This window comes from Streptomyces lacrimifluminis (assembly GCF_014646095.1).
Classification (GTDB): domain Bacteria; phylum Actinomycetota; class Actinomycetes; order Streptomycetales; family Streptomycetaceae; genus Streptomyces; species Streptomyces lacrimifluminis.
In genome coordinates this window covers 202,040-218,661 of the sequence record NZ_BMMU01000006.1, presented here as the reverse complement: position 1 = coordinate 218,661, position 16,622 = coordinate 202,040, and the positions used below count along the sequence as shown (strand labels likewise).

Genomic DNA, 16,622 nt, shown 5'->3' with positions numbered 1-16,622 from the left:
CATGCCTCAGAGTTTCCGCATTGCGGAATTTCTTTTCTACTATCTGGAAATAATGTAAGTGGGCTCGCGAAGGCCGTCAAGAGACGGACAAGCGGGGGTCCGGTGGAGCACGATGGGGCTCCGACCCCGACGTCACGTAGTGGAGTTGGTCATGGCCGAGAGCATGCCGGTGCGGTGTCCGGCCTGCCTGCGCGAGCATCTGTACGCGGCGCCCTCCTATCCGTGCGCGTGCGGTGCGCCGGTCAGCCCGTCGCTCGACGAACGGGCGCCGGCGACAGCCGTCACCCACCGCGTCTGGGACGAGCAGTGGGTCACCGTGCGCTGCGCGGCCTGTGGACGCGGGGACCAGTGGCCGCACCCCGAACTGGGCTGCCCGTGCGGCACGGTCCTGCGGATCCCGGTGACCCGTCCCGCCCCGGACACCCGACCGACAGACCCACGGACGAAGGACGCCCAGCCCCCGCCCGGCGCCACGAAGGTCCCCGGCGCCCTGCGCACCCCCCGCTCCTCCGCCCGCCCCCGGCGCGCCTTCCAGCCCGTCACCATCCGCACCGCACGCGACGCGGTCACCGCCGCCGCCCTCTATCTGCGCTGGCTCGGCTACCAGGACATCCGCCGCGCGGACCAGCGGCCCCCGTCCGGCGTGGGGCTCGCCGCCCGCGGAGTCCTGGCGCAGGTCGATCCGACGGTGAGCCCGGCGTCGCTGCGGGACATCGAATGCCTGTGGCTGACGGCCATGACGGAGTCCTCGGACTGCGTCTACTTCTCCCTCGCCGGATACGAGGACGAGGCCCGCGCCCGAGCGGAGAACCTCGGCGTCCCCCTGTTCGTCCTCGACCTCACCGGCACGCCGCAGCCGGTCAACAGCCCGGCCGACGACCTCGACGCCACCGGGGTCTGAGGCCCCGGGCCTCCTCGCCGGCGACCGGATATCCGCGCGCCCGAAGCGCGCCCCCGTCGGATACTGGGCAGATGCGCATCCGCCCGGCCACCGCCGCCGAACTCCCCGCCCTGCGCGCCATCGAACGCGCCGCCGGTTCCCCTTACCGCGAGTTCGGGATGGCGGAGATCGCGGACGACGAGCCGCCCGCCCTCGACGCGCTGGAGCGGTACCGGCGAGCGGGCCGTGCCTGGGTCGCTGTCGCCCCCGACGACGATGCCCACCCCCTGGCCTATCTGATCGCCGAACCGGTGGACGGCGCCCTCCACATCGAACAGGTCTCCGTCCAGCCCGACTTCGCGCACCGCCGCATCGGCCGGGCACTTCTCGCCCACGCCGCCGACCGCGCCCACGAGGAAGGCCTGACCCACCTCACCCTGACGACGTTCACCGAGGTCCCGTGGAACGCGCCCTACTACGCCCGCCTGGGCTTCCGCGCCCTCGGCGAGGCCGAACTCACCCCGGGTCTACGGAAGATCCGCGCCACGGAGGCCGAGCACGGCCTCGACCGCTGGCCCCGCGTCTGCATGCGCAGGCCCTGATCGACGCCCGCCCGGTCACGCCTCCCCGGCGTACCGCTCTCCCGCAGCTCCGCCTTCCGCATCTTCCCCGACACCCTTCGCCTCAACTCCGGTCAGCTGGCGCGCACTTCGTCGGCCATCGCCCGGCAGTCGCTCGCCTCGCGGCCGAGCGCGGCGAGGAGCACGGAGACTCCGGCCTGCCGCAGCACGTACACGACCTTGTGCGCGCGGTACGCCGGATCGGTGTTCACCACCGCCCGGCTCCCCACCCGGTCACACCGGGCAACCCCGGCGGCGAGCAGCGCGTACGCCAACTTGTCGGCGTCAGCGGCGAATCGGGGTGAGGTCCAGCGACGACCCGACAGTACGTCGACGAGCGCCTCGCGGTCCGGAGGCGACCGTCCGCTCCGGGTCGGCGCCGATCGTGTCGCCGCGCAGGACGGTGCCGCTCGTGCCGTGCGGGTACGCCGGTTCGGGCGCCGCCGTCTCCCCCTCCCCCTGGCTCACCGGAATTCCTCCTCGCGGTACTCGTCCGCCGAGCCCGCCGCCGTCGCCTCACGCAGTTCGATCCGGCGGATCTTGCCGGACACGGTCTTGGGCAGGTCGGCGAACTCCAGGCGGCGCAGGCGCTTGTAGGGGGCGAGGACCTCGCGGCTGTGCTCGAACAGCACCTTCGCGGTGCCGGGTCCAGGCTCCCAGCCCGCCGCGAGCACGACGTACGCCTTCGGTACGGCCAGGCGCAGTTCGTCCGGCGCGGGGACCACGGCGGCCTCCGCGACCGCCTCGTGCTCCAGCAGCGCGCTCTCCAGCTCGAAGGGGGAGATCTTGTAGTCGGAGGCCTTGAAGACGTCGTCGGACCGGCCGACGTACGTGATGTAGCCGTCCGCGTCCTGCGAACCGATGTCCCCGGTGCGGTAGAAGCCGCCTGCCATCGCCTCCGCCGTGAGGTCTGCGTCGCCGTGGTAGCCCGTCATCACGCCGACCGGGCGGTGGGAGAGGTCGAGCGCGATCTCACCCTCGGTAGCGCCCGGTTCGCCGGAGACCGGATCGAGGAGGACGACCCGGTAGCCCGGGCTCGGCCGGCCCATGGAGCCCGTCTTGAGCGGCTGGCCCGGGCTGTTGGAGACCTGGACGGCGGTCTCCGTCTGGCCGAAGCCGTCCCGGATCGTGACCCCCCAGAAGCGGCGCACCTGTTCGATGACCTCGGGGTTGAGCGGCTCACCGGCGGCCACGACCTCGCGCGGCGGGGTGCGCAGCTGGGTCAGGTCGGCCTGGATGAGCATGCGCCAGACGGTCGGCGGGGCGCAGAAGGAGGTGACGCCCGCACGGTCCATCTCCGCCATCAGCCGGGTGGCGTCGAAGCGCGTGTAGTTGTGGATGAAGACGGTCGCCTCGGCGGTCCAGGGCGCGAAGAGGTTGGACCAGGCGTGCTTGGCCCAGCCGGGCGAGGAGATGTTCAGATGCACGTCGCCGGGCTTGAGGCCGATCCAGTACATGGTCGCCAGATGCCCGATGGGGTACGAGGCATGGGTGTGCTCGACGAGCTTGGGGCGGGCGGTCGTGCCCGAGGTGAAGTAGAGCATCAGGGGATCGTCGGAGTGGGTCGGCCCGTCCGGTGTGAACTCCGCGGGCGCCTCGTACGCGTCCTCGTACGGCTGCCAGCCCTCGGGGGCGCCGCCCACCGCGATCCGGGTGTAGCGGCCGGGCACCTCGTCGAACTTGCCCGTGTCCTCGGCCCGGACCAGGACATGCGCGACCCGGCCGCGCTCCACCCGGTCACGCAGGTCGGCGGGGCCGAGCAGCGGGGTGGCGGGGATGACGACGGCGCCGACCTTCATCGCGGCGAGGGCGGTCTCCCACAGCTCGGTCTGGTTGCCGAGCATGACGAGGACGCGGTCCTCGGGGCGGATCCCGAGATCGCGCAGCCAGTTGGCGACCCGGTCGGAGCGGGCGGACATCTCGGCGAAGGACACCCTGGCCTCGGAGCCGTCCTCCTCGACGATGTGCAGGGCGGTGCGGTCGTTCCCGTCCGCGATGACGTCGAACCAGTCGAGGGCCCAGTTGAAGCGCTCGGGGCGCGGCCAGCTGAAACCCTCGTACGCGGTGGCGTAGTCCTCGCGGTGGGCCAGCAGGAAGTCCCGCGCCTCGCGGAAGCGCTCGGTCACCGTCGTCATCAGTCCTCCTCGATCCCGGCCATGGCCGGGCGACTCTCTGCCATCGTGCAGTCCGTGATGCTGGTCTCACTACCCCCGAACGGGGGTGCGTGCCCGTACGACCGGCGAACACACCACGAGCGGGCCACGACGAGGAGGCGATGACGTGGCAGCGGGCACAGTCGAGACGGAGAAGGTCCAGCGGGCGCCGGCACATGCGCATCAGCGACCCGAGCGGCCCCTCCACCTGGTCGCCGCGCCCCGCTCACGGTGACGTCGGCAGCGGCCTGGGCGCGGGCGATCAGTCACGGATCCGTCGCCTCCGAGGGATTCCTTCGTCACGCTCCGCACACGTATACGGTGTATTCATTCACATGTGACTTGAATTTTCCGATACCTCAACCATCCTGTTATTCGGCTCACCTCGCCGTCTGTCCGAAATTCAAAGATCTGTTGCCTAATATTGGGGCCCACACGACACAGGAGGGGAGCGGTGACCGTGCGACGGGACTTCCAGGAGTCTGGCCGATGCCGCTCTGACCTGCTCATAGGCCGGGACGAAGCACTCATCTCGGCACGCGAGCAGCTTTCGCGCGGCGGCAGCGTACTGCTGCACGGACCGGCCGGAATAGGAAAGTCGACCGTCCTGCGGACATTGGCCGCGGAATACGGCGAATCGGCACGGACCGTGTTGCGCTGCTCCGCCACCGAGTCCGAATCCCATCTCCCCTTCCTCGCGCTCGCCGATCTTCTCGGTCTCGCCCTGGACGAGGTGTCCGGCCAGTTGCCCGTCGCCCAGCGTGTCGCCCTGGAGTCGGCGCTCACCGGCCGTGGCGAGTCCTCGCTCCAGCGCGACGGACTCGCACTGCGCCTTGCCGTGCTGTCGGCGCTGCGCGCGCTGGCCGCCAAGGGCCCCGTCCTCGTCGTCGCCGACGACCTCCAGTGGCTGGACACCGCGAGCACCGAGCTCCTGGGTTTCGCCGCCCGGCGCCTGGGCGACGACCCCGTGCGGATGCTGTTCGCGGGGCGGACGGACGGACAGGAGTACGACCGCTATCTACGCGCGTCCACACCCGACACCCTGGCGGTCCGGGTGAACCCGCTGACCCGCTCCCAGGTGGAGACGCTCCTTGAGCACCGGGGCTACGACCTGCCGCGTTCGACCGTTCGGGAGATCCACCGCACCAGCGCCGGCAACCCGCTGTACGCCCTGGAGCTCGGCCGGGCCCTGGCCGAGAATCCCACTCCCCCGCGCCCGGGCGAGCCGCTCCCGGTGCCGACCTCGCTGCGCGCGCTGGTCCTCAGCCGCCTGGAGATGCTGTCGGACGAGGCCCGCCGCACCCTCCTCGTGGTGAGCGCCGGCGCCCGCCCCACGCTGGCCCTGCTGCACGAGGCCGGCCGGGAGAACGCCGAGGCCGAGACCGCCCAGGCCGCGGCTCTCGGGCTGCTGGCGACCGAGCCCGAGGGTCCTGCCGTACGGTTCGCGCACCCCCTCGTCTCGGCCGCGCTGTACGCGGAGGCGAGCGCCCAGGAACGCCGGGCCGCGCACGCCGCGCTGTCCACCGCCGCCTCCGACCCCATCGAGCGGGCCCGGCACCTCGCCCTGTCCACCGACGGCACGGATCCGGAGGTGGCCGCTCGGCTCGCCGAGGCCGCCGCGCTGGCCCGGGACCGCGGGGCACCCTCGGTGGCCTCCTCGCTCGGGCTGCTCGCCGCCCGGTACACCCCGGCCGACGGTGTGCCGAACCCCGACGAGCACCGGTTGCGGGCCGCCGAGGACGCGATCACCGCCGGTGAGCTGGATCTCGCGCGGGACATCGCCCGCCAGGTGCTCGCCCGGAGCGGGGTGCCCGAGGAGCGGGTGCGGGCCTGGATCATCGTGATCGACACGGCGGGCCACGCCATGACGGAGGTCGACGCCGTCTTCCCGCAGGCCCTGGCCGACGCGGGCGACGACCCACGGCTGCTGGCCCTGATCCACTACCAACTGGCCTGGCGGGCGCTGCTCGTGGAGGGCGACTTCGCGGAGTGCCGTGAGGAGGCAGCCCGCGCGGCGGAACTCGCCGCGCGGGGCGGCGACCGGCACACGGAGCTGATGTCGCTCTCCTTCCAGGCCCAGACCGAGACCCTGATGGGCCACCCGGACGCGCCCGCGACCATCAAGCGCGCTCTGAAGGAGCCCCAGGACCCGCAGGTGACCGTCCATCACAACGGCATCGGCTCGGCCCGGTTCCGCTGGCTGATCATGAGCGACCAGTTGCCGGAGGCGCGGGCCACCATCACCACCCTGCTGCGCGAGGTGCGCCGACGCGGGTCGGTCGAGAGCGAGGTGCACTTCCTGCGCGGCCTCGCCGAGACCGAACTGCGCTGCGGGCACTGCGGCCGGGCGCTCGACGTGGCCCGGGAGAGCCTGCGGCTGGCCCGGGACACCGGTATCGGTGAGGTCGCCTCCGCGATGCTCGCCGCGCTGGCGGAGGCGTCCGGCGGCGACGTGGAGCGGGCCCTGGCGCTGGCCCGGGAGGCGGTCGAGCACGCCGAGGAGAACGGCGACATGCTCTACCTGTCCCGTGGCCAGGCAGCCCTGGGATACGCCCGGTTGGTGGCCGGGGACGCGCCGGGCGCGGTGCAGTCGCTGCGCCGGGCAAGGGAGTTGGAGCACGATCTCGGCGTCGACGACCCGGCGCGCGGACGCTGGCAGGGCGACCTCGCGGAGGCGCTGGTCCGCGTCGGCGAGCTGGACGAGGCGCAGGAGGTCATCGACGTGTCGCGGGCCCACGCGCTGCGGCTGGGGCGCGAGAGCGTGCTCGCGGTGCTCGACCGGGCGGAGGCGCTGGTGCGTGCCGCGCGCGGTGAACACGAGGCGGCTCTCGCCCAGTTGACGTCCGCGCAGGACCGACTCGCCAAGCTGGGCTACGGACTTGAGGAGGCGCGGGCCGCCCTCGCCCTGGCCGAGCTGCGCACCGGACCGCCGGGACCCACACCCGCCCCGACGTCGTACGACGAGGCGGCACGCCTGTTCAGACGTTCCCGCGCGCTGCCCTGGCTACGCAGGGTGGACGCGGCCACCGTGCCCACTCCCGCGCCGCAGCCGCTCGTGGAGCAGCCGCAGGCGGGCGCCGCGCTCGACGGGCTCGCCGCGATGGAACGTCAGGTCGCGGCGCTGGTCATGGAGGGCGCGACCAACCGCGAGATCGCCGGACGCCTGTTCATCAGCGTCAAAACGGTCGAGGCGACGCTCACCCGGGTGTACCGGAAACTGGGGATCCGGTCGCGGGTGGACATCGTCAGGCTGGCGGCGGGACGCCACCCCAAGTAACGCCCGCATACCCGCCGTACGGCCGTGCACCTGCGCGGAATCCATCCTCGCGCTCTCACCGTACCGTGCTGTCGGCCCCGTACGACCGAGGGTTTTCCCTCCCCCAACTCCCCTAGGGGGTTCCCTCATTGGGAGGGACCTTATCCGACTCCTACCTTGTGGTTGTGCCGCTCGCCGGGCACACGGAGCAGCACCACCGCCCCGTGCTTGAACCCCCCCCCCACACCCGCGCGTCCCCCCACCGGCAATCCCCCCAAGAGGAGAACCCATGTTCGGGCTCGCCCGTGCCAAGAAGGCCGCCGCTGTCCTGGTGGCCACCGCTGCCGCCGCATCGACCGCGCTGATCGCCGCCCCCGGCGCCGTCGCCGCGCCCCAGCCCATCGTGGGCGGTACCACGACCACCGCTGCGGCGTACCCGTACGTCATGCAGATCACGGACGCCTCGCAGAACCAGTTCTGCGGTGGCACCCTCGTCTCGGCCACCAAGGTCGTGACCGCCGCCCACTGCATGGTCGACGAGACGACGAGCAGTGTCAGAGTCGTCGGCGGCCGTACCTACCGCAACGGCACCAACGGCACCGTCAGCCGGGTCACCAAGATCTGGATCCACCCGAGCTACACCGACGCCACCAACGGCGAGGACGTGGCCGTGCTGACCCTCGCGACCGCGATGCCGTACACGACGGCGTCGTACGTCACCTCGTCCCAGACCGGCGTGTACGCGGCCGGCGCCACCGCCCGGATCATCGGCTGGGGCACCACCTCCTCGAACGGCAGCTCCTCCAACCAGCTGCGCACGGCGACGGTTCCGACCGTCTCCAACGCCAGCTGCACCAGCTCGTACGGCTCCAGCTACATCGCGAGCGACATGGTCTGCGCCGGATACACCTCCGGCGGCGTTGACACCTGCCAGGGCGACAGCGGCGGCCCGCTGATGATCGGCGGCGTCCTGGCAGGCATCACCTCCTGGGGCGAGGGCTGCGCGGCGGCCGGCTACCCCGGGGTCTACACCCGGCTGACCACCTTCTCGAGCCTGGTGGCGACGCAGGTCGCGTCGTAACCACCGGGAGGTAGTCACCACGGGCCCCTGCGGCGGCAAGGGCCCGGCCACCACAGTCTCCTGAGTGTCCCTCAGGTGAATGCCAGGGGGCGTTGCGGACCGGCCACGAGCGGTCCGCAGCGCCCCCTATCCACGTTCCGCCACGCCGGTGCCGAACCGGACGTCGTACGCCGTTCCCCCGTGCAGCGCCGCGAGCATCCGCTCACCCTCCTCAACCACCGCCGCCCGCTGGCCCTTTGTGAGTTCACCGAAGGGCTCGACGGTGAGCGTACGGTCCGCGAGGCGCCACAGGCCCGCGAGGAAACCGTCGACGAGCAGGACGCAGTGCGCCTGATTGCCCGTCCAGCTACGGCCCTTGAGGTCGGCGGGGACGACGCGGGTGCGGTCGGCGTGCGAGAGGAGCAGGTTGTCGAACTCGGGCAGGAAACGCGGCGGGGCCGGGGTGTCCGGGTCGGGGCGGGGAGCGTCGGGGAGGTCGAAGAGTTCGGTGCCGCGCTCGTCCCGGAAGGTGAGCAGCCGCGGCCGGAGGCGTTCGAAGGCGTCGCGCAGCCGGGTCAGACCGGCCCAGGTCTGCATGTCCTTCACGGAGGCGGGCCCGAAGGCGGCGAGGTAGCGCAGCACGGTCGCGTCCATGACGGACGTCTCGTGCTCCGGAGTCTCCTGGGCCGGTCGGCCGAGCCAGTGTTCGGCGGTGGTGAGGGCGACCTGGCCGCTACGGCCCCACAGGCCGCGCGGGGTGACCTGGACGAGCGGGAGCCGGCAGCGGGCGGCGACGGACAGGGACTGCGGATCGGCGTCCGGCCACTCGACGAGGAGCGCCTCGCGCAGCTGCTTCATCGTGCGCGGTTCGGCCTCGACGAGATCACGCGCGAGGTCGGTGAGCCGGTCGAGGTCGACTCCCACAAGTCCCTTGCGGAAGTAGGTGAGTTCGCGGTCCCGGGCGGGCTGGACGAGCGGGCGCAGGGTGAGACAGTCGTCGGCGGTGTGGGTGTGGATGGTCGAACGCATGGTGACGATGCGGACGGCCTCCCGGTCGGCCATGAGCCGGGACAGCTCTTCGGGCTCGAAGCCGTCGAGACGGGCGGCGAGCGCGTAGTACGGGGGCTTCACGTTCTGCGCCTGGAGACCGAGGAGGTGCGCGAGGGCCTCCTTGGCGGACATCGGCGACCGGGCCAGGAGCAGTTGCCGGGCAAGAGTGGCCCTGTTGAGGGCGCGGGCTCCGAGGACGGGGGCCGCGGCGGCGGGCGCCGCCGTCGAGGCCGACCTTGACCCCGGCCCCGCCGTCGGGGCGGCTGCCGAAACCGCCTTCACCGAGGCCGTCGTCGCCGTGTTCTGCTTCGCCGTGTTCTCCATGCCCCGCACGCTAGCTCCCCTTGCGGACAGTTCCGGTCCGCAATTGGCCTGCCGTACCCCGATCGGGAACGTGCCCGGGCCCGGAACGGGGGTCACTACGCCCCGTACATCCTGCGCCCTGATCCACCCGGTCGCACCTGCCGAGCCGCACGTCTTCGCCGGAGCCGGCGAAGTCGAACCCGCAGGACCCTTGACCCAGCACATGGACTGGACCGTACAGTTCATACCTGACAAGTGGCGCTCGGTGTGCACCGCATCGGTCCCGGGCCGAACGGCGGGCGTGCGCCACATCTCGCCTGCGGAAGGACGACGATGTCCCCGAACCCTCATGCCGACGTCACGGCACCCGACAAGCCGCCACACACCGCGGGCTCCCTGCGTGAGTACGTGACCTCTCTGCGGGGCTATCCCTCACTCGCGTGGAAGGCCGCGATCGCCTGCGTGCTGGCCATGGCCCTGAGCCCGGCCGCCCTCAACCCGACCATCACGTTCTTCGTCGAGCCCGTCGCCCGGGACTTCGGCTGGTCGGAGTCGCAGACGCTCACCATCTTCAACATCCCGACCATCGCGGCACCGTTCGTCCTGCCGCTGACCGGCCGCTGGGTCGACCGCTGGGGCGCCCGCGCCGTCGCGGTACCGGGCGCGGCGCTGTACGCCCTCTTCACCGCGGCGACCGCACTCGCCGGCGGCAACGTCGTGCTCCTGCTGCTGCCGATGTTCGCCGCCACCGCCTTCGGCTACATCGCCATCATGGGCGTGTTCTACAAGGTCGTCGCGGAGTGGTTCCCCCACCACCGGGGATCGGGCTACGCGCTGCTCATCGGCGCCGCCACCAGCCTCGGCGGAGCGATCATGTCCCCGCTGGCCCGGCTGTCCATCGACAGCCTCGGCTGGCGACCGACCTACCTCCTGATCGCCCTGTGCATCCTCGTCATCGTCTTCCCCGCCCAGTACTTCCTGCTCTCCGAGCCGGAGCGGGTCCACACCAACGGTGTGGCGGACAAGGCCGTACGCGGCCAGGAAGAGCTTCCCGGTGTGCCGCTCGGCGCCGCGCTGCGCTCCCGGGGCTGGCTGCTCATGGCGGTGGTCATGGTCCTGATCGCGGCGGTGGTCATGAGCGTGCGACTGAACGCCGTCTCCCTGTTCGGTGACCGCGGCTACTCGGCAACGACCGTGTCCCTGTCGCTGTCGGTGCTGCTCGTGTCCTCGATCGTCGGGCAGTTCCTCGCCGGTATGGCCATCGACCGGTCGAGGAGCGCGCGCGCCCTCGCACCGTTCGTCGCGTGTCTCGTGGTCGGCACGGTCGCGATCTTCGCCGCCACCGGTGGCACCCTGGCGCTCCTGCTGGCCATGTGTCTGCTCGGTGTGGTGATGGGTGCGGAGTCGTCGGTCGCGCCGTACCTGGTGGCCCGTTACTTCGGCATGCGCGCCTTCGCGCAGCTCCAGGGCATGACACTGGGCGTCGTCGCTCTCTTCGGCGTCGGCCTGTCCCCGGTCCTCTTTCAAGGGGCGGCCGAGGGCACTGGCGGTTACAGCGGCCCGCTGATCGTCCTGAGTGTGATCAGCGTGCTCACTCTGGCGCTCGTCTTCCTGCTCCCGCGCTACCCGGTCACCGAGAAGCGCGCACCCGCGACGGCGAACGAGGCACAGGCGGAATCGGTCTGACGCGGACCGGGCACCAGGACCGGCCCGCACTCCCCTCCGGCCGTATGCCGCACAGGCTCGTGCACTGTGCGGCATACGGCCGTTCGTCACCCTGGCTGTCGGGGTGCCGTCCCCACACCCGCCCGTTATCGGTTCGGCCGAGCTCCACGCGTGCATGCCTGTTGCCCGCGCCGTGTCCCGGCGCGGGCAACAGGGGGAAGCGGTCAGGAGTCACCGGACCGGCTGGTACGCCTCGGTGACGGTCGTACGAGCGTCCGGCGTGCCACTCTTCTTGACCTGGTACGCCGTACTCGCTCCGTCAGGATGTCCTGGACGGCCCGGTGTCGGCCCCCGGGGGGCCGGGAGCCGGCGCCGATCCGGGCGGGGCCGTCGCCGGGCCGGGCAGCGGCGGGGGCGGCGGGGGCGGGGCCGTCCGCAGCGGGCGGAGCACGTTCGCCCAGCGGGCCAGTTCCGTGAGCATGGGTGCGACGGATCCGGTGACCGGCGGGGGCGGATCGAACACCCCGGCCTTGACGTGCTGCATGACGAAGGGGATCGCGACCCCTTCGGGGATCGGCATCATGCGTACGGTCGTGACGACCTGCTTCATCACCTGCACGGAGCGCAGGCCGCCGGCGATTCCGCCGTAACTGACGAAGCCGACCGGCGCGTACAGCCACTCGTTGTGGAGGTAGTCCACGGCGTTCAGCAGGCTGACCGAGGGGCCGTAGTTGTATTCCGGGGTCACGAAGACGAAGGCGTCCGCCTCCTTGATCTTCGCGCTCCAGCGTCGCGTGTGCTCGTGCTCGTAGCGGCCCATCCGGGGAGGACCGGGTTCGTCGAGCAGGGGGAGGCCGTAGTCGACGAGATCGACCAGTTCCACCTCGAAGCCACCGTGCTTCTCGGCCGCCTCCGCCGCCCAGTCGGCGACCGGCCGCGCCAGTCGGCCCGGCCGGGTGCTGCCCACGATGATCTGCAGTTTCATGATGTCTTCCGCCCCGCTCACATCGGCCCCTCTCCGGGTACCCGCTTCGGGTACGCGCTCCAGTGCTCCGTCAACCGGCCGTTCCTGACGCGGAAGAGGGTGAGGATGTTCCAGTCGTAGGTGGCGCCCGGGATCACCGGGTCGGGGGCGGGTTCCCGCATCATCACGCAGGCGAGCTCCCCCTCGACGGTGACGCTGACCACGGGCGGGGGCGTCCCCCGGTCCAGCGGCACGTGACGGAAGAACTCGATCAGCAGTTCACGGCCGTTTCCGGGAGCGTTCGGGTCGTGCTGGACGTAGTCGTCGACGGTGTACTTCTCCATGACCTCGCGGACATGCTTGTCGACGGTGCGGTCGCGGACCAGCCGGGCCAGTTCGGCCTCGAACTCGATGACGAGTCGTTTGACCGCCTCCGTGCCAGGGTCGGGTGACGCCGCGACCGCGTCGATGTAGTCGGGCCGGTCCATCCATGTCCGGTAGAGATCGGGGGTGTGGATCTCGGCCACACCGCCCACGATGCTGAAATCGTTCATCGCACGGGCTCCTTCTCGGGGGCGGCCAGGCCGCGTTGCGGCACGGCGGCACCGATCATGGGGAAGGGCTTGAGTCCGAGGAGGCGTCGGCCGTTCTGTTCGGCGAGGGGGTCGACACGGATCGCCCCGTGCGAGGTGACCACGCGCGCGTCACGGACGAATCGCTGGATCGGGTTGGACAGCGAGACGGTCGACGAACCGAGCGTCTTCTGGAGCAGGTTGATGGCGTCCTCGCAGAGGTTCGCCGCGTACGCGAGCGCGAGGCTGATCTCCGATTCCTCGTCGTCACCGAACTCGAGACCGGCGTCGGTGCGTGCGTCCACCTGGTCCGCGTAGCGTTCGATCGTGGAGCCGGCGAGAACGATCATCGCCTGGGCGCGCCCGGCCGCCACCTGCGCCGACGCCATGTCGGCGACGGTCGGATAGGGCAGGGTGAACGGCGCGCGCTTGGCCGCCTGTTCCGCGAAACACGCCATCGCACCACGCGCCATGCCCAGCGTGATCGCGGTGCTGCTGAGCGCCACGGTCATCAGCAGCGCCCTGCCGCTCTGCCGGAAGGCGACACCGCTGTAGTGGTTCCGGATCCGGTCGAGCCTGGGCGGGAACTCACCGAGGTCGAGGAAGCGGTAGTCCGGGACGAAGACCTCCTCGACGACCCGCAGGCTGTTGCTGGACGTGCCGGAGAGCCCCATGACGTGCCAGTCGTCGAGGATCTCGAACTGCTCGCGCTCCAGCACCACCACACCGCGGCCGGTGCCGCCGGCTTCCGCGGGGTCGAAGGCGATCCCGACCATCGCCCAGCGGGCGTGCTTGCAGCCGCTGCCGAAGGCCCACCGGCCGTTGACCATCCAGCCGCCGTCGACCTTGCGGGCGTCCCCGACCGTGGTCGCGAACACGGAGGCACCCACGAGGGCCGGGCCCACCCAGCCCTCGACGTCCGCGCGGATCTCCTCGACCAGCTTCGGCTGGAGCGCGAGGAAGTTGCGCAGTCCGACTCCGACGAAGGCGCTCCAGGCCGCCGAGCCGTCCCCCTCACCCAGGGCCGCGATGACCTCGACCAGGTCCCGCGCGCCGAGGGCGGTGCCACCCCATTCGACCGGCATCGTCATGCGGTAGATGCCGGCCCCGTCGAGCGCTTTCAGCACGTCGGGGGTCAACGCCCCGATGCGCTCCCCCTCGCGCGCCTCCGACCGGATCAGCGGCTTGAGGTCGCGGATGCGGTCGCGCAGTTCGCGTCCGGCGTCGGTGAGCCACGGTGATTCGACGGCCCTGACCTCCGCGAGAGGACCCGGCGGAGGCATCTGCGGCTCCCTGTGGGCAGTGGACTGAGACATGGACTCTCCTTGCTGAGCGCGAAAGTTAATTAAGTGAACTGTACCGTTCAGTTCAGTACGCCTGTCAAGGCCGGCCGGCTCCGAGCGCGCCCCCTACCGGAAGAACTCCAAGATCGTGAACCGTTTTCCTGACATTCAGGACACGCGGGGAGGCGGGCTCACACGGGAGCGTCCCGGACCACGCGGTTGCTTGTCTCGCCGATCCCCTCGATGCGGGTGACCAGTCGCTGGCCGGGACGCAGGAAGACCTTCGGGTCGCGCCCGGCTCCGACACCGCCCGGGGTGCCGGTGGCGATCAGGTCACCGGGCCGCAACGTGATGATGGTGCTGACGTAGGACACGATGTGCGCGACATCGAAGAGCAGGTCGGCGGTGTTCGACGTCTGCATGGCATGCCCGTCGACACTGCACCCGATGTCCAGTCCCGCCGCTCCGGGCGGAAGCTCGTCCGAGGTCACCAGGGCGGGTCCCACCGGCGTCGTCGCCTCGAAGGTCTTGCCGGAGAGGAACTCACGGGTGCGGTGCTGCCAGTCCCGGACGGTGACGTCGTTGAGGACCGTGTATCCGGCGACGGCGGCCAGGGCCTCGCTCTCGCCGACGTGCCGGGTCGCGCGTCCGATCACCGCGCACAGTTCGGCCTCCCAGTCGAGATCGTCACTGACCGCCGGCATGTGGATGTCGTCGTGGGCGCCGACGAGGGCTCCGTCGTACTTGGCGAACAAGGTGGGATGGGTCGGGGTCGGGCGGCCCATCTCCTTGATGTGCGTGGCGTAGTTCAGACCGAGGCAGACGATCTTGTTGGGGTGGGGGACCACGGGGGCGTAGGACGCCTCGGCGGCCACGATGCGCCGGCCGTCGGCCCGGGCGGCCCGCCGGGCCCAGTCCTCCCCCGACGCCAGCAGTGCCGCGACGTCCACGTGAGGCAGCAGCACCAGTTCGTCGCCTTCGTGCCGGACCGCGGAGGTGGCGTTGTCGGCCGTGCGGATCGTGCTCAGTTTCACTTGCGGGCTCCTTGCGAGTCGGGTTCCGGGGTGGGGCCGCCTGTCGGGGCCGCACCCGCGGGAGTGGGTGATGTGCCGGACCGGGGACGTTCCTCGCGGGCCGCGCCCGGTGTCCCCGTAAGGGGTCGGGCCGGGGAAAGGAACCGGCCGAAGGCACGAGAGACGTGGTCGGCCCGGCCGGGGGTGAAGACGGCCGCTATCAGCCGGTCGGGGCGGACCAGCAGCAGACGGCCCGGCAATGACGCCAGGTAGGCGTCGAGTTCGCCGTCCGCGTCGGCCACCGCGGCTCGTCCCTCGCGCGCACGGGGTGCGCGGTCGCCGAGCACCACGTCCACCCGTCGCGCGTCGGGCAGCGGGGCTGCCGCCACGGTCTTCCAGTCCTCGTCGGACAGGCCGATGCCCAGCAGGCTCCAGCCAGGGCCGAGGAGATCGTCGAGACGGGTGACCGTGCATCCGGGGCCGTGCAGCACCGAGGGCTGGCGGAGCAGGGTGCCGACCAGCGCCTCTCCAGGGCCGGTGGCCGGTACCACCGCTCCGTCCCGTACCCGGGTGTCGGGCCGGTACCGCATCTCGGTCAGGTACCGCCGCCCGCGCCGGCTCCGCAGGGCCGCACGCACACAGAAGTCCCGCACCCGGGCCCGTCTGTGATCGGTCGTCATGACGATTCGGCCGAGCCGCACCGACAGTTCGATCACCGCCTGGGCGTGTGGACGGCGTTCCGTGTCATAGGTGTCGAGAAGCGGGTCGGCGGCCCGTCCGGCGAGCACTTCGGCCACCTTCCAGCACAGGTTGGCCGCGTCCCGGACACCCGAGTTGAGGCCCTGTCCGGCGAAGGGCGGCATCATGTGCGCGGCGTCGCCGAGCAGGAAGCAGCGGCCCTCGCGCAGCCGCTCGGCCAGCAGGGCGTGGAAGGTGTACGCGACCGAGCGCTCCACCTGTTCCGGGGTGATGTCCCGGTGCGGGCGCAGCAGGTCCCGCACCAGGCCGAAGGGCACGGCGCCGCCGGGGGCGCACTCGCCCGGGCGCAACCGGAACTCGTATCGGCACCGTCCCTCCCGCCCGGGCACGATGACGAGGGGCCGGTCGGGGTCGCCGACGTGCATGCCGTAGCGCTCGTCGTGCGGATCCCCGAGTGTGTCGACGACGAGCCAGACGTCGTCCGGACAGCTGCTTCCGCGCATGGGGACGGCCAGTTGCCCACGCACGGTACTGCGGCCTCCGTCGCACCCCAGGACGTAGGCGGCCTCGATCTGCCGCGTCACCTCACCGGTGTCGCCGTCGCCGGATGCCACGGTGGCCCACACCCGGTCGGGATACTGGCTCAGTTCCACGAGACGGGTCCCGAAGCGCACGTCGACGTGCGGGAAGCGGTCGAGAGCGGAGCGCAGGACGCGTTCGAGATCGGGCTGGGCGAACGGATTCTTGAACGGGTGGCCGTAGCGCCGATCTCCGGTGCCACGGGCGTGGACGAGCGGTCGCCCGCCGACTCCGTAGTACCTGGTCCCCGTCCCCGGCACGATGATCGGGTAGACGGCTTCGTCCAGGCCGGCCAGTTGCAGGGTGCGCAGCGACTCGTCGTCCAGGCTGATCGCCTTGGCTTCGTCGCTCGTGGTCGTGTGACGCTCGACGACCAGGACGCGCACACCGAGAGCGCCCAGGAGGTTGGCGGCGGTGAGTCCGACCGGTCCCGCGCCGACGACGAGCACGAGCGGCTCCGCACCGGAGGACGCCGGGGGTGGTGCAGCCATGGAAGGGCCTTTCGGCAGGGGGCTGAACGTGAGG

The 16,622-nt window shown here is 71.4% G+C and carries 12 protein-coding genes and 1 pseudogene; 5 read left to right on the top strand and 8 right to left on the bottom strand.

Annotated features, from left to right (window positions below; all coding sequences use genetic code 11):
- Positions 1-151: 151 nt before the first annotated feature.
- Positions 152-901, top strand: coding sequence for a hypothetical protein (locus tag IEY89_RS12385; RefSeq protein WP_189147401.1), 750 nt, complete (start codon positions 152-154; stop codon positions 899-901).
- Positions 902-972: 71 nt separating this feature from the next.
- Complete coding sequence (locus IEY89_RS12380) at positions 973-1,482, top strand: GNAT family N-acetyltransferase (protein WP_189147400.1); 510 nt, start codon at positions 973-975, stop codon at positions 1,480-1,482.
- Positions 1,483-1,583: 101 nt separating this feature from the next.
- Here IEY89_RS12380 and IEY89_RS40575 read toward each other — a convergent pair.
- A pseudogene (locus tag IEY89_RS40575) lies at positions 1,584-1,968 on the bottom strand (AMP-binding protein); the annotation flags it as partial.
- The gene (locus tag IEY89_RS12365) at positions 1,965-3,635 is read right to left on the bottom strand and encodes an AMP-binding protein (protein WP_189147397.1); all 1,671 of its coding nucleotides are present in this window, start codon (positions 3,633-3,635) and stop codon (positions 1,965-1,967) included. The pseudogene IEY89_RS40575 and the gene IEY89_RS12365, both read right to left, overlap by 4 nt.
- Positions 3,636-4,107: 472 nt before the next feature.
- Between IEY89_RS12365 and IEY89_RS12360 the strand changes: the two genes are divergently transcribed.
- Together IEY89_RS12360 and IEY89_RS12355 are read left to right on the top strand one after the other, a co-directional pair.
- Positions 4,108-6,930, top strand: coding sequence for a helix-turn-helix transcriptional regulator (locus tag IEY89_RS12360; protein ID WP_189147396.1), 2,823 nt, complete (start codon positions 4,108-4,110; stop codon positions 6,928-6,930).
- A 268-nt stretch (positions 6,931-7,198) separates the two neighbouring features.
- Positions 7,199-7,990, top strand: coding sequence for a S1 family peptidase (locus tag IEY89_RS12355; protein WP_189147395.1), 792 nt, complete (start codon positions 7,199-7,201; stop codon positions 7,988-7,990).
- A 126-nt stretch (positions 7,991-8,116) separates the two neighbouring features.
- Here the strand turns inward: IEY89_RS12355 and IEY89_RS12350 are convergent, their stop codons facing one another.
- Complete coding sequence (locus tag IEY89_RS12350; RefSeq protein WP_189147394.1) at positions 8,117-9,343, bottom strand: winged helix DNA-binding domain-containing protein; 1,227 nt, start codon at positions 9,341-9,343, stop codon at positions 8,117-8,119.
- Between the two features lie 312 nt (positions 9,344-9,655).
- On the opposite strand from IEY89_RS12350, the gene IEY89_RS12345 reads away from it, so the two are divergent.
- Positions 9,656-11,008: an MFS transporter gene (locus IEY89_RS12345; protein ID WP_189147393.1), complete on the top strand. Its 1,353-nt coding sequence runs from the start codon at positions 9,656-9,658 to the stop codon at positions 11,006-11,008.
- A 298-nt stretch (positions 11,009-11,306) separates the two neighbouring features.
- Here IEY89_RS12345 and IEY89_RS12340 read toward each other — a convergent pair whose 3' ends face one another.
- From IEY89_RS12340 to IEY89_RS12320, 5 genes are all read right to left on the bottom strand, one after another.
- Positions 11,307-11,972, bottom strand: coding sequence for an NADPH-dependent FMN reductase (locus tag IEY89_RS12340; RefSeq protein ID WP_229695178.1), 666 nt, complete (start codon positions 11,970-11,972; stop codon positions 11,307-11,309).
- Between the two features lie 17 nt (positions 11,973-11,989).
- Complete coding sequence (locus IEY89_RS12335; protein ID WP_189147392.1) at positions 11,990-12,505, bottom strand: nuclear transport factor 2 family protein; 516 nt, start codon at positions 12,503-12,505, stop codon at positions 11,990-11,992.
- Positions 12,502-13,839, bottom strand: a complete 1,338-nt coding sequence (locus IEY89_RS12330) for an acyl-CoA dehydrogenase family protein (protein ID WP_229695177.1) — start codon at positions 13,837-13,839, stop codon at positions 12,502-12,504. Before IEY89_RS12330 ends, IEY89_RS12335 begins: the two co-directional genes overlap by 4 nt.
- A gap of 158 nt (positions 13,840-13,997) precedes the next feature.
- The gene (locus IEY89_RS12325; protein WP_189147391.1) at positions 13,998-14,840 is read right to left on the bottom strand and encodes a fumarylacetoacetate hydrolase family protein; all 843 of its coding nucleotides are present in this window, start codon (positions 14,838-14,840) and stop codon (positions 13,998-14,000) included.
- Entirely contained in the window at positions 14,837-16,588 is a 1,752-nt protein-coding gene (locus IEY89_RS12320) for a bifunctional 3-(3-hydroxy-phenyl)propionate/3-hydroxycinnamic acid hydroxylase (RefSeq protein WP_189147390.1), read from the bottom strand. The genes IEY89_RS12325 and IEY89_RS12320 overlap by 4 nt, the downstream gene beginning before the upstream one ends.
- Positions 16,589-16,622: the final 34 nt, after the last annotated feature.